This window comes from Acidaminococcales bacterium (assembly GCA_031290885.1).
Classification (GTDB): Bacteria; Bacillota; Negativicutes; order Acidaminococcales; family JAISLQ01; genus JAISLQ01.
This window is the reverse complement of the sequence record JAISLQ010000058.1, coordinates 14265-33963: the sequence shown is the minus strand read 5'-3', so window position 1 is coordinate 33963 and position 19699 is coordinate 14265. Positions and strand designations below refer to the sequence as shown.

13 protein-coding genes, 1 other RNA gene, 1 CRISPR repeat array and 1 other annotated feature are annotated in these 19699 nt (G+C 52.6%); of the genes, 2 read left to right on the top strand and 12 right to left on the bottom strand.

Going from position 1 to position 19699, the window contains the following annotated elements:
• Nucleotides 1-8: 8 nt before the first annotated feature.
• A CRISPR array of direct repeats spans nucleotides 9-2546; the repeat unit is 28 nt; unit sequence GGATCACCCCCGCTTGCGCGGGGAAGTT.
• A 486-nt stretch (nucleotides 2547-3032) separates the two neighbouring features.
• From cas2e to LBO03_06990, 12 genes are all read right to left on the bottom strand, one after another.
• On the bottom strand, nucleotides 3033-3929 hold the full coding sequence (gene cas2e, locus LBO03_07045) for a type I-E CRISPR-associated endoribonuclease Cas2e (protein ID MDR3349343.1): 897 nt from the start codon (nucleotides 3927-3929) through the stop codon (nucleotides 3033-3035).
• The gene (gene cas1e / locus LBO03_07040) at nucleotides 3929-4951 is read right to left on the bottom strand and encodes a type I-E CRISPR-associated endonuclease Cas1e (protein MDR3349342.1); all 1023 of its coding nucleotides are present in this window, start codon (nucleotides 4949-4951) and stop codon (nucleotides 3929-3931) included. Before cas1e ends, cas2e begins: the two co-directional genes overlap by 1 nt.
• Before the next feature lie 5 nt (nucleotides 4952-4956).
• Nucleotides 4957-5658 carry a type I-E CRISPR-associated protein Cas6/Cse3/CasE gene (cas6e, locus tag LBO03_07035; protein MDR3349341.1) on the bottom strand — a complete coding sequence of 234 codons (702 nt, stop codon included), beginning with the start codon at nucleotides 5656-5658 and terminating at the stop codon, nucleotides 4957-4959.
• The gene (gene cas5e / locus LBO03_07030; protein MDR3349340.1) at nucleotides 5655-6362 is read right to left on the bottom strand and encodes a type I-E CRISPR-associated protein Cas5/CasD; all 708 of its coding nucleotides are present in this window, start codon (nucleotides 6360-6362) and stop codon (nucleotides 5655-5657) included. The genes cas6e and cas5e overlap by 4 nt, the downstream gene beginning before the upstream one ends.
• Nucleotides 6363-6376: 14 nt before the next feature.
• Nucleotides 6377-7471, bottom strand: a complete 1095-nt coding sequence (gene cas7e, locus LBO03_07025; protein MDR3349339.1) for a type I-E CRISPR-associated protein Cas7/Cse4/CasC — start codon at nucleotides 7469-7471, stop codon at nucleotides 6377-6379.
• Entirely contained in the window at nucleotides 7471-8103 is a 633-nt protein-coding gene (gene casB, locus LBO03_07020; protein MDR3349338.1) for a type I-E CRISPR-associated protein Cse2/CasB, read from the bottom strand. Before casB ends, cas7e begins: the two co-directional genes overlap by 1 nt.
• A gap of 18 nt (nucleotides 8104-8121) precedes the next feature.
• Entirely contained in the window at nucleotides 8122-9732 is a 1611-nt protein-coding gene (gene casA, locus LBO03_07015) for a type I-E CRISPR-associated protein Cse1/CasA (GenBank protein ID MDR3349337.1), read from the bottom strand.
• Nucleotides 9729-12557: a CRISPR-associated helicase Cas3' gene (gene cas3 / locus LBO03_07010; GenBank protein ID MDR3349336.1), complete on the bottom strand. Its 2829-nt coding sequence runs from the start codon at nucleotides 12555-12557 to the stop codon at nucleotides 9729-9731. Before cas3 ends, casA begins: the two co-directional genes overlap by 4 nt.
• Before the next feature lie 46 nt (nucleotides 12558-12603).
• On the bottom strand, nucleotides 12604-13644 hold the full coding sequence (locus tag LBO03_07005; protein ID MDR3349335.1) for an aldo/keto reductase: 1041 nt from the start codon (nucleotides 13642-13644) through the stop codon (nucleotides 12604-12606).
• Between the two features lie 64 nt (nucleotides 13645-13708).
• Complete coding sequence (gene pheT, locus LBO03_07000; protein MDR3349334.1) at nucleotides 13709-16135, bottom strand: phenylalanine--tRNA ligase subunit beta; 2427 nt, start codon at nucleotides 16133-16135, stop codon at nucleotides 13709-13711.
• Nucleotides 16135-17175, bottom strand: a complete 1041-nt coding sequence (locus LBO03_06995) for a phenylalanine--tRNA ligase subunit alpha (GenBank protein MDR3349333.1) — start codon at nucleotides 17173-17175, stop codon at nucleotides 16135-16137. The genes pheT and LBO03_06995 overlap by 1 nt, the downstream gene beginning before the upstream one ends.
• A gap of 135 nt (nucleotides 17176-17310) precedes the next feature.
• Nucleotides 17311-17525: a binding site (T-box leader), on the bottom strand.
• Between the two features lie 58 nt (nucleotides 17526-17583).
• Complete coding sequence (locus LBO03_06990; GenBank protein ID MDR3349332.1) at nucleotides 17584-17787, bottom strand: hypothetical protein; 204 nt, start codon at nucleotides 17785-17787, stop codon at nucleotides 17584-17586.
• A gap of 346 nt (nucleotides 17788-18133) precedes the next feature.
• Here LBO03_06990 and LBO03_06985 point away from each other — a divergent pair, with 346 nt between their 5' ends.
• Nucleotides 18134-18673: a cupin domain-containing protein gene (locus LBO03_06985; GenBank protein ID MDR3349331.1), complete on the top strand. Its 540-nt coding sequence runs from the start codon at nucleotides 18134-18136 to the stop codon at nucleotides 18671-18673.
• A 587-nt stretch (nucleotides 18674-19260) separates the two neighbouring features.
• Nucleotides 19261-19609: a transfer-messenger RNA gene (gene ssrA / locus LBO03_06980) on the top strand.
• The last annotated feature ends 90 nt before the right edge of the window (nucleotides 19610-19699 follow it).

The following is a 19699-nucleotide window of genomic DNA, read 5'->3' as shown; positions in this document are numbered from 1 at the left end:
TTGGAGTAGGATCACCCCCGCTTGCGCGGGGAAGTTTGGTCGCCCCGCCCGCGCCTTCGCTGATGTAGTGGATCACCCCCGCTTGCGCGGGGAAGTTTATCTTTTGTTAGGGTGTGGTTGATTTGGATGAGGATCACCCCCGCTTGCGCGGGGAAGTTGTCCCAAACAAGCAGCGCCGCCTTCCAGGTATCGGATCACCCCCGCTTGCGCGGGGAAGTTATCGCAGAGGATTATTTAGTAAAATTTAGTCCAGGATCACCCCCGCTTGCGCGGGGAAGTTTCACCGACCTTTTGGAAAAGCACCGTAAGAAAGGGATCACCCCCGCTTGCGCGGGGAAGTTTTTCATTGGCCAGCTTGTCATGCTCCGCCGCCGGGATCACCCCCGCTTGCGCGGGGAAGTTTGCCTTTGACGAATACGGGGCCTCGCCTGACGAGGATCACCCCCGCTTGCGCGGGGAAGTTTTTTGCCCGTCCCCATGACCATGAAAAGCGCGCCGACGGATCACCCCCGCTTGCGCGGGGAAGTTAGTCTTTGTCCAGAATTCGGCGGACGTCTTGAAGGATCACCCCCGCTTGCGCGGGGAAGTTCGGCATAGCGGAAAGGGTCGGCCAATAAAAGAGGGATCACCCCCGCTTGCGCGGGGAAGTTCGCGCAGCGCGGGAAGAAAGACAAAAAAGTAACGGATCACCCCCGCTTGCGCGGGGAAGTTCCATAAAGCAAGCCTTTTTGAACGACCAGGAAAGGATCACCCCCGCTTGCGCGGGGAAGTTCGACGACGTAAAAAGCACCATCGACATACCAAGGGATCACCCCCGCTTGCGCGGGGAAGTTAAATACACCTGATAAGAATCTTCTAGTCACTAAGGATCACCCCCGCTTGCGCGGGGAAGTTAGCCAAGCTCCGTGGCCTTTTTTGCCAAGAGGAGGATCACCCCCGCTTGCGCGGGGAAGTTGTGTCCCAATATTTGTAAGAAGCAAAAATTTTAGGATCACCCCCGCTTGCGCGGGGAAGTTTTTTGTTGACAATGGCGCTATAGCGGCTAAGCGAGGATCACCCCCGCTTGCGCGGGGAAGTTCTGGCCGTACTCTTTTTGCCGCAGATAAAAATAGGATCACCCCCGCTTGCGCGGGGAAGTTGTCATTCACTTTTAATGTCTGAATTTTCTGTCAGGATCACCCCCGCTTGCGCGGGGAAGTTTTTCCGATGTCCTGACGCCGGGCTTTATGTCCGGGATCACCCCCGCTTGCGCGGGGAAGTTAGATTATTCAGGTATTAACCAAATCAAATGATAGGATCACCCCCGCTTGCGCGGGGAAGTTGTGAACCCGCAGATATTATAATGGAAATGTATAGGATCACCCCCGCTTGCGCGGGGAAGTTGGACGGCGACAACGATAAATTTTATTTGTATGAGGATCACCCCCGCTTGCGCGGGGAAGTTGCTGTGCATACAGTCGCATAAGCCAACGGCAGAGGATCACCCCCGCTTGCGCGGGGAAGTTAGCGGATAGAGTATGGACATATCGATATCCCTCGGATCACCCCCGCTTGCGCGGGGAAGTTCTTTGCACATATCTACAACGCTGTAAAACGCAAGGATCACCCCCGCTTGCGCGGGGAAGTTTGAAATTTTTTTTTGTGAGGTGAAAAAAAGTGAGGATCACCCCCGCTTGCGCGGGGAAGTTTTATTCGTCATTATGTTACACGCTCCCTTTATCGGATCACCCCCGCTTGCGCGGGGAAGTTCGACTAAGAGGGATATCAATGTGTCCGTACTCAAGGATCACCCCCGCTTGCGCGGGGAAGTTCTGTCCAGGTCGGATACCAAGGTATAGTGCGCAGGATCACCCCCGCTTGCGCGGGGAAGTTAGTATCTGGCTGCATGAATAATTTTTCGTCATCGGATCACCCCCGCTTGCGCGGGGAAGTTAGCGACGGTCTCCATCGGGATGCCTTTGTAGCACGGATCACCCCCGCTTGCGCGGGGAAGTTGACATAGCCGCAGGGGACGCGGCGCAGCTTATAGGGATCACCCCCGCTTGCGCGGGGAAGTTCAGGTGGGGGTTTGAGGATTATAGAAATCTCTAGGATCACCCCCGCTTGCGCGGGGAAGTTGTAGTGATGTCCTTGCGCGAGCCTATGCCGGATAGGATCACCCCCGCTTGCGCGGGGAAGTTGCAACATCAGTATCGGCGCGGTCGATGAAGTCGGATCACCCCCGCTTGCGCGGGGAAGTTGCCATGAAAGTCTATGCCTTGGGCAAGAAGCGAGGATCACCCCCGCTTGCGCGGGGAAGTTGTAACCAGCGCGGCGGGCGAGATTGAAATCGCGTGGATCACCCCCGCTTGCGCGGGGAAGTTCGGCCAACTTGCTTAATAGCACATCGCAATCTGGGATCACCCCCGCTTGCGCGGGGAAGTTTACGTTCAGAGATTAGATCTATTATTCCGGTATGGATCACCCCCGCTTGCGCGGGGAAGTTTTCGGTGTAGCGTGTGCCGCCGCGGGCGTCACGGGATCACCCCCGCTTGCGCGGGGAAGTTAAAGTCGCTTGGATCCGGATTTTGAGAGCTGAGCGCGTTTTGCCATAATATTCACCTCTTTTATATAAAATTTACTTACACAAAATTATCGAAAGAGATTCCAATAAAGAGTATGACAAAGAACAACAATTAAAGCGATAGTGAAGAAAATAGCCCATACAGCAACACAAAAACGAATAATTTTACCAAACAAAAGAGACACCTCTAATCACCAAATTTGAAAATACCAGAAATTATTTAGAACCTAAACGCCAAAGAATACGAAAAACCAAAAACAAAATAACAAAAAGAATAAAAAAGTTAACAATTTGAGCAAGTAAAGTCCAAGACATAAAATCACCACCTTGAACCAAAAGGATTAAGATCAGAAAGCCAATTACCAATTTCACGAGCATTAGTTTTAACTTCACCAAGGAAACCACCATCAGAGGATCACCCCCGCTTGCGCGGGGAAGTTACTAATTTTTTCCAGTAGCCAAGCCGATTTTAATTTTTTTCAGTTTGCATTTCTTTTAGTTTTTCATATAATTCTTTTGTTGCAAAGCAGTCTGATAACGCTCTGTGCGCGGACGTCATATTTATGCCAAAATATTCTGCCATCGCTGTTAAAGTATGCCTTTTCGCACCCTGAACAATTTTTTTGGACAACGAAAGAGTGTCTATGCATTTGTTGGCAAGCGGAACACAGGAATGTTTTTGGCAGGCTTCATTGAGAAAATTGATGTCAAACGGCGCATTATGGGCAATAATAGGGGAGCGCCCTATAAAATCAAGAAATTCCGGGAGTACCAGCGCAAGTTCCCGCCCCTCTTTTTGCAACATAGGATTGGTAATCCCCGTCATTTCTTCTATTTCGGCGGAAATAGGGACATCGCCGCGAATTAATGCGCTGAAAGTATTTAATGTCTTGCCGTCGGTTACCTGTAAGGCGCTGATTTCGACAATCGCGTCTTTGCGTGCCGACAGTCCGGATGTTTCAATATCCACGACCACATACGATGCCGGCAATGCTTCCTCCCGCAGCTTAAAGGCTGCCCGACGTTTTATCGCTTGATACCGGCTGGCCTTGCTGTAGCCGAGCCTTATTCCGCTCAATTTTCTTGTGCGGGCCGGGCTCGGGTGCAACATCAGCTTTATACCGTCAAAATCAATAGGTTCCCATTCGCCGTTATGCACTTTAAAGTCAAGCCGCTGCTCGTTGTTTGCGCTGTAAGCCATAGTCGCCCTGCCCTTTTTGGCGGCTTTCTTTACCCGTTCCCAGATATTTTCCCGCACACGGGCGCTGACCTTTCCGACAAAAATTCCTGCGCCGATTTCCAGCAGCCATTTTGTCAAATCACCGCACAGGGCGGCCGGGCAATTGGTAAGCGTTATCACTACCATCACTCTTCCTCCAAGATACGCCCATAGCCTTCGGTTAAGGCAAAATCACCGTTTTCTTCCATATCTTCCATATTGTCCAATTCCCTGCCGTAAGATACGGCGTTGGGAACAAATCCCGTTTTTCCGTCCCATAGCCGCAAAACATCCGTTGCAAGGCTACTTTCTTTGTTTTTTTCATAATCCGGCAAGTTGTTCGTCAATAAGTGATGAATGTCTTTGGCGATCTGTTCCATAATCCGTCCATCGGCAATGGCATCGCGCACCGCGCGCCTGGTCGCCTGGGCAATGTCTTCCGGACTTTCCGCCACTACCGCAAAAGCAGCCGGAACGGTTATTTCCGCCTTGTACAAATCCGCTATGTCATAGACAAAGGAACGCTCATGTCCGGCATGGACAAAGCCGAGCCCCGGCGAACAGCCAAGCGCTACGATCACGCTGTGGGCAATGCCGTAAAGGCAGGCGTGCGCCGCCGACAATGCCATGTTTATAGGATCGCTGTCCTGAAAATTATCGGGATTGTATTCCCGACCATGCCATGGCACGCCCGTCTGTTTGGAAGCGCGGCGGTAAACGGCGCGTACCCTGGCGCCTTCCCGTCCGCGCAACTGCTGCATGGTCATCTGGGAAACATCTTCATTGGGAAAACGCATCTGATACATTTGCCGGGCGACCGCAAGGCGCGTCCTATTATTGGAAACAAGATAGGCTTGCGCCGTCAGAAGCCTTGAGGAGTGCGTGAGAGGCCGGCCGTGAGCGTAATAACGCACGCCGCGTTCCCCGACCCAGATGACGCTTACGCCGGCATCGCCAATGAGTTCCATGGCGCGGTGCGAAATGTTCGTCCCGGGGCCGAGCAGCATCACGCCTAAATTCGCGGCGGGCGCACAGACTGTCCCGCGCTCGTCGGTAATGGCAATCGCGCTGTCCTGGCGGTTTATCAGGCATCTTTCCACGTAAAGGAAAGAGATGCGTTCCTTGATTTGCGGCAAATCCTGCAATTCAGGCCGATCCAGGCCGGGCATTTCCCTCACGGCAGCCTCGCGAGGGTCAGCAGCCCACAACCATAGGCTTTGGCGCGGCCAATGCCATTAAGCATCGCGGCGGTAAATTTTTCCCGCTCCGCAATCAACAATATCCCTTCAAAAGTTACCATGTTGATCGTAACTGTTTTACGTTCATTGGCGGCAGGATCAAAACGGTAAAATTCCTTAATTTCCTTTTGCACGACTTCTATGTTTTGCGGTTCGTCTTTCTTTGTCAAAAAATAGAACCCATGCCGCAGTCCCTTTTCGCACAACCACTTTTTTTGCTTTTCCGCATCCGCCAAAGCGGACAATTGGCCTCTGGCCTTTGCCCTCTCGTCTCCCTTGCCCGCCTCCGTCCGCAAAAGGCTGCGCACCGGATTCGCGCGCAACCGAAACTGCCATGCCTGCCCAGTCTGCAGCCGTTCCAGAAACGGCCCGTATTCCTTGGTCAGCCACTGCTGTTTGGCACCCGGCCAGCCGCACTTTTCCACTATGTGGGTAAAATCCGGCTTTTGCTGGCTTTGCGTGATGATATAAAGAGCGCTGCCCAATTTATCTATCCGCCAGAGCATCCTCTTCTTGCCGTCAGCGCCGTCCGCCGGGAAACTGCCGGCAAGCGCGGCATGCAGGCGTTGGGGCGAGGCGAGCAGGTATCCAGTTTCCCGCCGCCGGCAATTAAGTTCAATCCGCGATATGTACATCATGGCACCTCCGCCATGGCATCGTGGCTTGTCGGCGTTTCCGGCAAATCAGGTTTTTGGGCAAGGTTAATGATTTTTACGGCGTTTATATCGCTGACAACCGGACGGAAAGTATACCGGCGATGTACTTGGTCAAAAGAAAGGGGCTGGTCGCGAACAGTAAAGGCATAGTTATCTTCCGGCACGGCATCGCGGACTATTTCCATTTCTGCGCGTTCGGTTTTTGCTTTATACCAGCCGGCGGCTTGCCACGGTTCATCGCGCAAGGCTTCCATAAGGGCCGCGCCATCTCTTACGCCCAACGAAAGTTGGCCGACCGGCGGACAGGCGCGCCGCCCCAAGAAGAGAGGGAACCACGGTGTCTTCAAGGCGGCGTCAATTTCCTTTAGCAGAGGCTCCTCTCCTTCCAGCCCTGCCAAAAACACGGCGTCAGCTATGTAATAGCGATGTGTTATATCAGATTTCCCATCATGCCTGCGAGCCGTATGAAAATCCACAACAAGTTTTCCCGGCTGATCCACCCGTACGCCGAAGCGGAGCTTGCATAGTTTGGCGGCATCGTCCGTGCGCCTAAGGCCGAGCGCGGCGGCCACGAGGCCAACAACTCCGCTTTTCGTGGGTTCGCGCCCGGTCATCCTTTTGTTGAATTTGCTGTCCGTCCCCCATGCTTGGAGCGGCCCGGCCAGTCTAATCAATAATGTGCTCATAGTCATCCCCGCCGTTAATTGTTTCCCGGAGAAAATCTGTCTTTCATTTCTTTTTCCAGTTCGTCCAGCAAAGTCTTAAAATCGACTGGCACGCCAAGTTCGGACAAGTCGGCGTTAATCACGTAACTTTTGGCCGGCGCACAGGCGAATTCCCCATAAACTTTTTGGGCATGACCTTTTAATTTTTTGATGGATTCTTTGACGAAGCCATCTTCTTTGCTTCTTATCGCTTCCTCAAAAGCGCCGGCCAGGTTTACCGGTTGATCCGCGCGCACGGCAACAAGCACGGCATCCGGCAAGGTGCGGTTGGCAAAGGTATTTTGCTTGCCATCCGGCATGGAGGCGATAAAAGCGCGGGCAAATTCTTTTATTGCTTTGGCGAGCGCGTCCGGCTCTTCCGCCAATTGTTTAAAAAGTTCATGGGCGGCTACTGTAGCGTAGCGATAAAGGGTGGATGAGTTGTATTCTACCGTGCCGATCATGCCGGCGCCGGCGTTGTCCTCCGGCGCCAAGTCGTCAACGGCGGTGAAGTAGTCGTATTCATTGTCCACGCGGTGGGTGGATATGCTATGCGCCACCTGGGCGGATGCGTCGGCATTAAGCGAAGGGTCGTCCGCTACCATGCGGCCAAATAAGGCTATGTCAACGCCTTGGTTTTTATTGAGGGCGATTTGCGCTTCTTTTTTCTTTTGCGTATCTTTTTTTGAGCCAAAATCCCTGTCGAGAACGAGCCCGGCGAGGTTTTCCGCTTGTTTGCCGGTCATGAAAAATAACGCTTTGGCTTCCGCGTCTTTAGTCGTTACACCGGCAAGGTTGATAATTTCTTCCGCAAGTTTTTTGCTTTGCTCTTCACTCTTCGCCTTGTCACAAGCACTTATTTTTTCCGCCACAAGCGCAACGATTTTTTTGGTGCGCTGCCCCAATTCAAATTCGTCAAAATGTTCACGAAACATCTTTCTCATAGCGCGCTTCCAACTCTGTGAAGATACGCGCGCACGGCGCACTCCGCCATAAACGGCGGTTTTGGGGCTGCCGGTGTCATCGCGGTTGACGCAACTGGGCGGCACGGTCTGGATGACGTGAAAATCGACAAACACTTTTTTCATCATTATTTTGCTCCTTCTTTTTGTTCTTTATCTATTTCCCGCTCGTTTCCGCTTGTCCCCCGCCAAAAATCCTCCCCCCAGCGCAATATTAATTTATTCTGATGGTCAGGAAACTGATACCAATATAAATCTTCGGCCAAACGGGGGTAGTCCAAGGGTATGTCATCGGCTTTGAACAGCTGCACCAAACCCCGGGCATGGTGCGCAAGCTCGGCAAGATCTTTTGCGGTGGCAATAGTGTCAAAGCGCCTTTTTATAGTTTCTTCATTGTCGCTTTTCACAAGTTTGCGGGCGGCTGCCCCGAGCGAATTGCCATATATTTTCTTGCCTGCGATCTCCTTTGTTTCCATGTTCATGGTCGCTGCTTTCCCTTGCCGGTGCAAAGCATAAAGGGTCAGAACGGTATGGATGGCCCATTCGGCCCGCGTGGGTCCGCTTTCGGCAATTTTTCCCCGGCTGGCCAATTCTTCCGGCAGATTCCCTAAAGTAACGTCAAAGATTTCCGGCGTTTCTCCGGGTGGTTTGCCTGCGCCGCGCCGAAGCTTGGCCAAAGCGGCCTTCGCCCAAGGGGTCTCTTTGTCAAGCAGAATAATTTTCTTTCGGACAAAAATTTTTATCCTTTCATAATCGTTCATTGCGTTTTTGTTTCACCCCTAACCATTAATTGTATTTTTTATTGCCATTTTAAAACTCGAAAACGCCTTTGCCGCCGTCTGCGCAACCCGCTTGCCCTTTATTTCTTTATACCTGCCGACAAAAGCCTTCTCCCCGGCTTGCGCGACTATTTGCTCCCCTTGCTTAGTAACAATCCTGCTCATTTTTTGCAGCCATTCGGCGGCAATGTCGTCAAGATCGTCTTTTTCCGGGTCGACGCCTGCCAACCAATTGCGAAACGGCTTGTCCAAAGAAAAATATGCTTGTTCGCGGGCTTCCTCACTGACGCCGCTTATGTTTTGAACCTCGCTGCCGCCGGCAGCTGCGGCAATATTGGCGGCCAAGTAGCCCAACGCTTTCACGCATTTGTCGGTTTTGTCCAGCAAGCCAACAATCCTGCCGACATATTCCCCGCCCAACTCCGTCAGCAAATCGGCGTTTAAGGTAATAGAATCGCTGAAAACGTCATCAATAAAAAAATCTTTGTCTCCATATTTTATGCTTGCGGTTTGAAAACTTGCCAATTTGTTGCCAATCAGTTTTTGATTTTTCAAGATGCCAACCCAACGCACAACGCCAGGCTTCCTAAAATCTTGGCTGTTAGCGACAAGCGCCGGGAAATCCCGCCACAAAAATCGCGCGGGGTCATGGCGCTTTGGCGAAAAAACAGTAAGATTGCCGTTTACCTTTGTATTCCACAAAGTCATTTGCTCAATAACGGCGTTATCTTTCTCGAATCCATCGCCGCCCAGTAACTTGTACCCACTGACATATTCGCCGTCCGCAGTTTTTTCCAGCAAAACACGGCGCGATTGCAAAGTCAACAGTTCCGGCATGCTATCGGGAACGGAAATTTTCACTCTTTCGGCTTTGTTGATTTTATCTTGTTCCCAAGTAGTTTTCCCGTTGCTAAAGACGGTTTGTTTCTCATCAGCTAAAACAAAGTTCAGCAGCAAAGTTTCAAACATGTTGGCTCCAACGGCAAAAACCAAGCCCAATTTGCCAAGCCAGCCAGCCCCGATCGAAGGCAGACCTGCCCCCCGTGTTGATGGCTTGCTTGACGTATCGTCAAAGGCATTCAAATGCAAAAGCCATCTGGCGGCTTCCGCTTTGCCGACATGTTTTTTCCCTCTGCCTGTCTTTAACGCAAACAATCTTACTTTGTTGCTGCTTTCCGACAAATCGCCCATAAGCTTGGCGGCGGAATAAGGCGTTCCCTTGTCAAGGGCAGGAACCTGATAAAATGGCCTTTCGGGATGAAAAAGGTAAAATCTCTCTTCGTATTTTTTTAGATATTTTTCTATTGCCCCCAAAGGGAATTGACGCAATTGCCAGATTTGTTCCCAGCGTTTTAGCGCGTCACTAATATTTTTTAGGGGCGACGGATTGCCGTTCGCGTCAAACTTGGTAAAGACGGCATAAACTATCGCGAGCAGCAGCCGCAGCATCGCCACATCCTGCGTCACGAGTTCTCCGGCCAAACTTTTCAGTTCGTGCGCCCGGCGGAAAAATTCCAGCAAAGATATCTCCTCAACCTCGCCTTTTGCGTTTAAAACCAGAATCCATCGGTTATTAAGCAAATCAAAATCTTTTTCAACTTCTTTCATCATTCTTCACCTGCCTTTTCCACCCACAGACCGTATTTTTCATCGTATTTAAGCGTATAGCCGCCTAAGCGCGCCGAAAGGTTTTCGTCCAACAACAAAAACAACTCCCCCTTCAGCCAAGGCGATTGCTGCCAGGCCGACAAACCTTCGTCAATGTTATTTTGTTCAAGCTCGCCAATCGCAGCATCAATCACCTTAGGAGAAGAAAAATTTCCCGGTAAATTTACCGTGCAGGCGGCCAGCTTCGCCGCGATATCTTCGTCGGGCGATCGCTCGCGGGAGATTTCCCGCCCGCCAGATTTATCCAGCCAGGGAAGCAAATAAACCTTGCTGCGGCGTTTTTGCAAAACAATAACTTCCAACGAGTTGTCCGTGTCGCGTACCGTCGCTTCCGCCCTTTTGCCGGTAGGATCGTTGACGCCAATGTCCAGCCAATCAATAAGCGTACCGAGATTTTCCCCTTTGCCCGGCTTGAAAATCTGGAACTGGTCTGCCCTGTTTGTCTTCTCTTTTATTTTGTTTTCCTGCCGGTGTTTAGCTTCGGCGTATTCAGCTTGCAAATCGGGCGCGACATCTACGCCGTCCGGGTCGTAAGCCGCATCCACCAGTCCGGGAATGTCTGCCGGCAGGTTTAAAACCAACTTGGACAAAAGCAATTGCTGAGTGTTAAACAAAAGATATTTACCATATATTTTCTCCGCTCCGGCTTCAAATCCTTCTTTTTGTGCGCCAGTAATAAAACAAACCGCCTTTCGCAACTTTTCCGGCCTTGGGCGTTCGTGCCGATGCAGACGTCCGATTCTTTGCAGCAACAGATCCATCGGGCAAATATCGGTAAAAAGCAGGTCAAAATCTACATCGAGCGATTGTTCCATCACTTGCGTGCCGACAACAATGAGTTTTTCGGGACGCTTTACGGTATTTTCTTTAGTTGGCGCTCCCAACAATTCTCTGATTTTCATCTCGTTCGCAACGCGGTCAGCCCCGATAAAGCGGGAATGTAGCAGACGAACATTTTCCGTGCCGTAACGCGCCGCCAATCCCTGGGCAATTTTTTGCGCGCGCCGCACGGTGTTGACGATAATTCCAACGCAACCGCCGCCTGATAAATATTCGTCGAGTATGTCCGCTATTTTTTCGATTATCGGCAGTTCCCCTTCGTCTGCCGTTTCAATGTCCGCATCCTCGTAAAGCCACGACAAAGAAACATCTATGCCGCGCTCAGAAGGAGCCACCACCGTTTGCCCCGCTTCGCCGCCGTCGGTAGATGTGATTATAGGGTAGCCCCGCATAAAAGCCAAAGATAGGTTTGCCCCATTTTCCGCTTGGCCGCCTTTATAAGCGTTGATTAAGTCTTGCCTTTTGCCCACAGGCAAAGTGGCCGACAGCAGTATGACCGGCACTCGGTAAGCGCCCAGCCAGTTCAGCGCTTTGTAGAGGTACTGGCTCATGTAGGCGTCATAGGCGTGGCACTCGTCAATGATCACCACCTTGTTGGCCAAGGAGAGATGCCGCATGGCCTGATGTTTCTGCCTCAGTCCGGCCATTAGCGCCTGATCGACGGTGCCGACGACAAAATCCGCCAACAGGCTCTTCTTGCGCCCGCTGAACCATGCCTGCGCCACCACGCCTCCTTCCGCATCCTCAATTCCTTGCGGGTGAGCTTTCAACCCCCGGTATTCTTCGTTCAAACGCGCCTTGCCGTGCGCCAATGAAAGCGAGTAGATACCGCCCGCCACTTTTGCTATTTTGTCCGCCCAATTTTTAAAGCGGACAAATATTCCATCGGAGGTGGCCTGCGTGGGCAGGGCAAAAAACAAGCCTCCCCGTCCGCTCTTTTGCGCGAAAATCTCCGCTACAGCCAAGGCCGCTTCCGTTTTTCCCTCGCCCATCGGCGCTTCAACAATGAAAAGTCCGGGCGCCTTTGTCGCCGCGGCGACGGCGACAGCTGCCTTCTGCACCGGTCGCGCCTCTTTGTCAAAACGCGTTTTGTAAAGATCCGCTTTCGCCCATTCCTCCGTTGCCGCCCAACGTGACAATCCTATGTTCTCCCAGGCATCGGCCGCTCTTTTACGCACGGGAATTTTTAAGTTAAAATCATTGCCGTCAAGATAAGGGAAACGGTTTTCGTCGCTGGCTAACCAATCCGCCATGATGACAAGGCCGCTTAAAATAACTTGCGCGGGAATGTCCAATGCCAGGGTACGTAAAAGTTCCTCTTCGTCCACAGGCATATCCGCCAGTTGACAGGCATAATTGAACAATTCCGACTGCGCGGCGCCCCATGCCGCTTTGTCCTTAAAACCTGTATTGTTGGGGTAAGCGTTGATATTGTCATCGTCAATGTCATAAATTGAGGGCGGCTTGCCGTGATGCCCGCCTAATACCACCGCAATTGCGCGGGTAAAGCCGCGCCGTTCCAATATGGCCTGAGATGCCAGCGAATGATGTATCGCGTAGGGGTCTTGCATTCTTTTCGCAATCAATCCCGCTCTTTTCAGCCGCTCGGCCAATTGCTCGCCTATTTCGGCATTAGGATATATCTTTTTATACTGAAAAGCAGGCGTGGCTTTGCCTAAATCATGGGCCGCCGCCAGAAATATGAATGTTTTCCGCGCCTTGGCCCGCGCATCTTCCAGGGCAAAGCAGGCACTGCCGTCGGCAATGGCGCGGGCAACAATATCCTTGGTTCCTGGCGGCAGCCAGTTATCCCATAGCAGTTCCGCCACTATGGCGGCATCTTCCATGTGCTTGTAAAGCGGCAGCCAACCGCCGCCAGACTTGGCCGCTTTTGCCCAAAGCGCCTTTGCTTGCTGTGATAAAAGCATAATATATCGCCCCTTGTCGGATTAATTAAGCCGTCCGCTTGCTTCATCAAGCTCCCCGCTCTTTCTTATATTCATCGTAAAGGCGGTAAAATTCCGCCTGCTGCTTTTTGAGCTGTTCAGGCACATTTAATTTGTAAGGGCAGCGGTCGGCGCAAGCGCGGCAATTCAGGCAATCGTCGATGCGCGCGGCTTCTTGCAGGCGCTCCTCATGGAATTGGCTGCCTATGCCGCTGCGGTTGACCATAAACGAAATGCGCATAAAGAGCGGTATGACAATGTTGACCGGGCAGGGCAGGCAATAACCGCAGCCGCGGCAAAACCCCTCGCCATGAGTTTGGCGGATTTTCTCCACTTCCGCCCGCATTGTCTCCGTAAAAGGCTCGGGGTGGTTTTCCAAACTAATGAACTGTTCCAATTCTTCCTGCCGCTGTATGCCCCAGATCGGCACAATATGCGGATATTGGCGCAAAAAGGCGAAAGGCAGCCGCCCGTCCTCCAACAGGCCGCCGCACATGGCCTTCATGGCTATGACGCCCATATCACGCTCCGCGCATTTTTTGGTCATGGCAATCTCCTCGGGCGACGACAGGACGGAAAGAGGATACTGCATGGTATCGAAAGCGCCGGAATCAATGGCCTGATGTGCCCTGCCAAGATTATGGTTGGTTATGCCGATAAACCTTATTTTACCGGCGCATTTAGCGTCCAGCATGGCCTGGTAAGGGCCGTGCGCATCAAGGAAACCGTCTATATTGTCGGGGTTGTGCCACTGATATATATCCACATAATCGGTTTTCAGCCGGCGCAGGCTTTCGTCGATCTGCCGCGCGGTCTTGTCGTAACCCTCGCTCATGGTCTTGGAGGAAATAACTACATCCTGCCGCCGGCCGCCGGCAAAGGCTTCCCCTATTTTGGCTTCGCTGTCGGTATAGACATGGGCGGTATCATAAAAATTGATCCCCGCTTCGTAAGCTTCGCGCAAAAGCTTGACGGCATCGGGCGCGCTAAGGCGCTGTATGGGCAAACAGCCCATGGCGAGGCGCGTAACCGTCAGATTGGTTTTCCCCAGGCGTACTTTTGTCAGCATAACTATTGTCCCCCTTTTTAATTGCGCTTGCCCCCCTAAACATGGGCCTGTGCCGCCGCGCAAACTATACGGCCCTTAGCTTTATCGACAGATCCCTCTCCAAAGCCGCGACAATGCCGGCGATCGCCGCATTTACTTCCCCGTCGGCCAAAGTGCGTTCCGGCGATTGGAAAAAAAGGCGCCAGGCCATGCTTTTATACCCTTCCGGGATCTGTTTTCCCGTATAAAGGTCAAAAAGGCGCAGGGAGCTTAAAAACGGCCCGCCATTTTCCCTGATTGCCGCCGCTATTTTTTCATAGCTGACCTGTGCCGGGACTGTCATGGACAGGTCGCGGTAGTTTTCCGGATATTTGGGCAATTTCACATACCGCGCTGTCTGCCCGGCATCGCCGGCCAAGGAACTTAGGTTTAACTCCAGCAGGCAGGCGGCAGGCAGGTCGAAAGCATCCGCTACCTGCGGATGTATTTCCCCGATTGCCCCGATTTTTTCCCCCTTGCGGATCATCCACGCGCTCTTGCCCGGATGCAGGTAGGTTTCCGTCCCGGCGGCGAAAGCGCAGTCCTTGATGTTAAGTTGGGCAAAAATTTCTTCCGCCAGCCCTTTCACATCATAAAAATCCACCTGACCCGCCGGCTGGTTCCAGCCGGCGGGATAACGCCCGCCGATCAGCACCGCGCAAAGCAAAGTTTCTTCGCGCGGGAAAGCGTTGAGCGGCAACTCTTCGGACAGATAAATGCTGCCTATTTCAAAAAGCGCCGCGTCCTCGTTGCGATGCGCTATGTTATGCGCAAGCGCGCCCAAAAGGCTGGGCACAAGAGTTGTGCGCATGACGGCAAAATCGTCCGCGATGGGATTCAAGACCGGTATCGCCCGGCGGCGCGGGTCGTCGGCCGCCAGATCCAATTTGTCTATTTTCCCCCGGCCGATAAAGCTGTAACCGATAATTTCGTTAAGCCCGGCGGCCGTCAGCAAGTTTTTGACATTGCCGGCAAGCGCGCTCAAGCGGCTTTGCCCGCCCCGCGCCATGGCCGCTTGCGGCAAAGTCCCGGCTATGTTGTCAAATCCTACGCTGCGCGCTATTTCTTCGCTGATGTCGGCGGCCTCCCTCACGTCGTTGCGCCAGCTTGGCACGGTTATATTTAGGCTTTCGCCGGCTGTTTCCACTTGGAAAGCGAGATTTTCGAGTATGGCGGCCATGCGGCCAACCGGCAAGTCCGTACCGATCCGCTTGTTCATGGCGGTTTCGGTTGTCCGCACTTTTATTGCGCCAACTTTGCCGGGATAGTTGTCGATCTTGCCGACGCAGGCTTTGGCCGCGCCGATCCCCTCCAGCAGTTGGGCGGCCCGGTCGAGCGCGGCGGCAACATTTTCCCTGTCTATGCCGTGAACAAAGCGTGCGGAGGCTTCACTCGCGAGACCGAGCGCGCGGCTTGTCCTGCGCGTTTGCGCCGGGTCGAAACAGGCGGCTTCCAATAGCACATATTCGGTGGCGGCAGATATCTCCGTGGCAAGTCCGCCCATCACGCCGCCCAGCCCGATGGCCTTGTCTCGGTCGGCTATGACGATCATGCCTTCCTCAAGCGTCCGTTCGCCGCCGTCAAGGGTAACGAGCTTTTCGCCGGGCGCGGCGGATCTTATGATCACGGCGGAACCGGCCAGCGTCCGGCTGTCGTAAGCGTGCATGGGCTGGCCCATTTCCAGCATGACGTAATTGGTAACATCAACGACATTGTTTATCGGGCGCACGCCGGACAACCGCAGACGGTTCTGCAGCCAAAGGGGGGAAGGCTGTATCTTGATGTTGGTAAACGCCCGCGCGCTAAAGCGCGGGCAAAGATGTGGATCGGTTATTTTTACTTCCACCGCCGGCATTGCCCCGCCTTCTTCTTTGACCGCCACGCGAGGGTGCCTGACCTTGCCGCCGCACAGCGCGGCCGCCTCGCGCGCCACCCCTATCATGCTCATGCAATCGCCCCGGTTGGCGGTAAGCTCCAATTCCAGCACGGCGCCATCCCAGGAAAGAGCCGCTTTGACGTCCAATCCGGCTAAAGTGCCCGGCGGCAATATAAATATTCCCTCCCGTTCCTCCGGGCGCAGCAGCTTGTCCTCTATGCCCAGTTCGCTTGCCGAACAAAGCATCCCTTCCGAACGCACGCCGCGCAAAACGGCAGTTTTTATCACCCGCCCATCGGGAAGGAGCGCGCCTTCCACGGCTACCGGCACAACCGCCCCGGGCGCCAAATTGCCCGCGCCGGTAACTATATTAAGCGGCGCGTCCCCTCCGGCGTCAACGGCGCAAACCAGCAGCTTGCCAGTTTGCGGGTGGGGACATATTTCCATTATCCGCCCCGTCGTTACGCCTTCTGTCCCCGCGCCTGGATAAATTATCCTTTCCACAGCTATGCCGGCGCGGGTAAGTTTTTCCGCCAACGCTTCCGGCCCATACTCAATATCGACATATTCTTTCAGCCAATTTAGTGCCACTCTCATTACAATGCCGCCTCCCGCTCAAACTGACGGATGAACCGCAGGTCGTTTTCAAAAAACAGGCGCAAATCGTCAATGCCGTAAACCAGCATGGCGATACGCTCCACGCCCATCCCAAAAGCGAACCCGCTCATTTTTTCGCTGTCGTAGCCGCTCATTTCCAATACGCGCGGATGCACTACGCCAGAGCCGAGTATTTCCAGCCAGCCGGAATTTTTGCACACCCGGCAGCCCCGCCCGCCGCAGATGACGCAAGATATATCCACTTCGGCGCTCGGCTCGGTAAAAGGGAAATAGCTTGGGCGCAGACGCACTTTCACCTTCGGGCCGAACATTTCCCTGATAAACAACTCCAGCGTCCCTTTAAGGTCGGAAAGCCCCACGTCCCGATCCACCAACAGCCCTTCCACCTGATGAAACATAGGCGAATGGGTGGCATCGTAATCGCAGCGGTAAACCTTGCCGGGCGCGATCATGCGTATGGGCGCGCCGGGTTCATTGCCGCGCATGACACGCGCTTGGACGGGCGAGGTGTGTGTGCGCAAAAGATACTCGCCGGTTATATAAAAAGTGTCCTGCGCATCGCGCGCCGGGTGGTCTTTCGGCAGATTGAGCAACTCGAAATTATAATAGTCGTTTTCGATCTCCGGCCCTTCGCGCACCTCGAAGCCCATCCGCATAAAAATGCTTTTTACTTTGTCCATGACCAGCGTGACAGGATGCAGCCGCCCCCTGGCCGGGCGGCGGCCGGGCAGGGTAATGTCGGCTTCCTCCCGCTTTAGGCGGTTTTGCAGTTCTTCCCGGCTGATCTCAGCTTCCTTTTGCTCCAATAGGCTTTCGATCAGCGTCCTCACGCTGTTTACCGCCTGCCCGAGGCGTGGGCGCCCTTCGGCCGGAAGAGCGGACAGTCCGCGCAGGGCCGCAGTAATAGGGCCTTTTTTGCCCAGATATTTTACTTTAAGATCATTGAGCGCGGCCAAGCTGCCGCAGGCGGAAATTTCCGCCTGCGCCTCTTTTTGCAACGCTTCCAATTGTTCCCTCAATTTTTACGCCTCCTAAATTATATATTCCCCGCGCCGCAAAGCGGCGGGGCTATTAAAAAACTGCGGCAAGTTGAAAATTGCCGGCCGTTGCGTTTCAGTGCGCAGACCGGCAAAAAACAGGAAGACTTTCGCCCCTATAGGGGCGAAAGTCTCGCGGTACCACCCTTGTTTATCACTTTCCTTCTTAACGCGAAGCTACGTTTTTGCCTACTTTTGCGAATCCTGCGGAAAATGTTTCAGCAAAAAACTCCGGGAAGAACTTCACCGCAAACGGCGGAAGGCTTTTCCAGCCAAGAAGCCTCTTTCTGCGCGGCCGGCTTACGGTTACTTTGTCCCTTCATTGTTTTGGCGTATTAGGTAAAGATGATTTTTCCACGCAAAAGGCAGGCGGCAACAGAACCGGCGGCCTCAAACAATACGCCATAGAAAACCTAAGGCGGACGTCATATATAGAACTGCCCCTCTTACAGGCGGCGAGCCGCAAATAAAGCCGATCGGCTTTCCAAAAAACAAGCGCAGCGATGAAAATCCAAAGTCACCGGCAAAAACCTTTGTTTGACCTGCTCTTAGGAAAAACAGCCACGGCATGCCGCCGATCCGCTCCTTAAGCATCCGGCAACCGCTTGCGGATATGGCGGCAACTTTGCTTTTTAGAATTATACCACAGGCAAACCATCGATGGCAACACCAAAGCCGCCTTAAGCACGGAAATCAATTTTCAAAGTTCGCGCAAATGCCAAGCCGGAAGCAGTTTCAAAATGAATACGGGATCAACGAGACAAAAGCATAAGACTTGAAAAAGAGCGCTTAGGGCTTTGAAAATTGCTTTCCGTGGTTGCAAGCCGGTTTTTGTTGACAATTAACCGCTTTAAAAATATAATTTTAGTATAAGTAAACTTTTGTTGGTAGATCAAGCGGATGGACTTTTTATCTATCGCGCGGAATTGCAGGCGTAAAAATGAACATTGGCGCTAAGATACGGAGGCTACGGCAGGAAAAAAGCCTCACTCAGGATGAGCTGGCCAGCCGCTGCGAATTGTCCAAAGGTTTTATTTCCCAGCTGGAAAACGATCTTACCTCGCCGTCCCTGAACACTCTTGCCAATATATTGGAAAGCCTCGGCACCACCTTAAAGGACTTTTTCAATGATTATTCCGACGAACGGATTGTCTTTCGCGACGAAGATTTTTATCAGGTGGAAGATAGAGAGTACAAGTTTAAAATAGAGTGGATAATTCCCAACGCGCAAAAAAATGTGATGGAGCCTATCATCATAACGCTTGAGCCCGGCGGCAGGTCGAAAGAAGAAATTGCCCACCAGGGCGAAGAATTTGGCTATGTGTTGTCCGGCAGCGTTTACATACACTTGGGCAACAAGAAATACAAAGCGCATCAGGGCGAAGCCTTCAGTTATAAATCAAACGCCAATCATTACATGACGAACGTTGGCAAAAGGGCGGCGAAAATACTGTGGATCGCCGCGCCGCCAAGCTTTTGACGGTCAAAAGCCTATCGGCGCGGGAATGTTTAATATGATATAGTGTTTCAACTAAAAAAATATTAAGGTTTCGGCAAAATATAACAATAATGTAAGTATGGCATAACCGCAGAGGGCACAAAAGTGGTTTCGTGGCACTGTTATGTTGGCGCAATGAACGGGGAGAGGTTTGAAGATTGGTTCAAGAAGGATCTTGTGAAACCCGTGCCGCGTAAGTCAAGCATGATCTTGGACAGGGCAGCCTTCCCGAAAGAAGAAGCCCAAGGGCTTGGCGAGGAGGCACGAGGCGCGCATCCTGTTTTTGCCGGCATATTCGCCTGACTTGAGCCCCATAGAAAAACCCCGGGCAAACATGAAGCGGGAGACAGCCGACATTTTGCCGGGAACGGATGACTTGGTGTCCGCCATATCGCAATGTTTTTTTGCGTTATACCTGACTTTATAATTGTCAGACTGAATTACTATATGTTTTGTCTTCCCTGCGCTTTTTGAAAATTGATTTCCGTGTGCCGCCCCAGGCGGTATTGTTTTTTGCCTATGGACATGCTATACTCATTAAAGTACGAATCAGATCCTTTCGAGAAACCGGGGGCGTACTGGTTTCGACAGGGGCAGTTGTGGCAAGATAAGCGAGCCGGTGTTCCATCAGACCGTAAAACGGTGGGCCTTTATAAACGCAGAAGATAATTTTGCATTAGCGGCTTAAGCCGTTAACGTTTCGCCGGGTTGCGCCCACTAACCCGGATGAGGCGTCATTTCGTGGGCTACCGTGTGGCTTTTCGCCCGGAGGAGCCTTGCGGGAAATTAATCTGGGCTGGTGAATAAAGAGCCCGCCGCCTGGCGCTTTATGAACGACGCTCAAACAAGCGGCTGCGCCCGGAGAAAGTCTTGCGTCAATGCTTTTGGACAGGGGTTCGACTCCCCTCGCCTCCACCAAAACATTCACCATCTATTGATAAAAGAAATTTTGTCGGTAGGTGGTTTTTGTTTTGCCCGAAAGTCTGGTAATACTGGTCTTTTTCGCCT

What these genes read in the sequence shown, in the direction of transcription:
- cas2e (MDR3349343.1), bottom strand. Translation starts at nt 3,929, where the DNA reads ATGGTAGTGATAACGCTTACCAATTGCCCGGCCGCCCTGTGCGGTGAT.
- cas1e (MDR3349342.1), bottom strand. Translation starts at nt 4,951, where the DNA reads ATGCCCGGCCTGGATCGGCCTGAATTGCAGGATTTGCCGCAAATCAAG.
- cas6e (MDR3349341.1), bottom strand. Translation starts at nt 5,658, where the DNA reads ATGATGTACATATCGCGGATTGAACTTAATTGCCGGCGGCGGGAAACT.
- cas5e (MDR3349340.1), bottom strand. Translation starts at nt 6,362, where the DNA reads ATGAGCACATTATTGATTAGACTGGCCGGGCCGCTCCAAGCATGGGGG.
- cas7e (MDR3349339.1), bottom strand. Translation starts at nt 7,471, where the DNA reads ATGATGAAAAAAGTGTTTGTCGATTTTCACGTCATCCAGACCGTGCCG.
- casB (MDR3349338.1), bottom strand. Translation starts at nt 8,103, where the DNA reads ATGAACGATTATGAAAGGATAAAAATTTTTGTCCGAAAGAAAATTATT.
- casA (MDR3349337.1), bottom strand. Translation starts at nt 9,732, where the DNA reads ATGATGAAAGAAGTTGAAAAAGATTTTGATTTGCTTAATAACCGATGG.
- cas3 (MDR3349336.1), bottom strand. Translation starts at nt 12,557, where the DNA reads ATGCTTTTATCACAGCAAGCAAAGGCGCTTTGGGCAAAAGCGGCCAAG.
- LBO03_07005 (MDR3349335.1), bottom strand. Translation starts at nt 13,644, where the DNA reads ATGCTGACAAAAGTACGCCTGGGGAAAACCAATCTGACGGTTACGCGC.
- pheT (MDR3349334.1), bottom strand. Translation starts at nt 16,135, where the DNA reads ATGAGAGTGGCACTAAATTGGCTGAAAGAATATGTCGATATTGAGTAT.
- LBO03_06990 (MDR3349332.1), bottom strand. Translation starts at nt 17,787, where the DNA reads ATGCTTAAGGAGCGGATCGGCGGCATGCCGTGGCTGTTTTTCCTAAGA.
- LBO03_06985 (MDR3349331.1), top strand. Translation starts at nt 18,134, where the DNA reads ATGAACATTGGCGCTAAGATACGGAGGCTACGGCAGGAAAAAAGCCTC.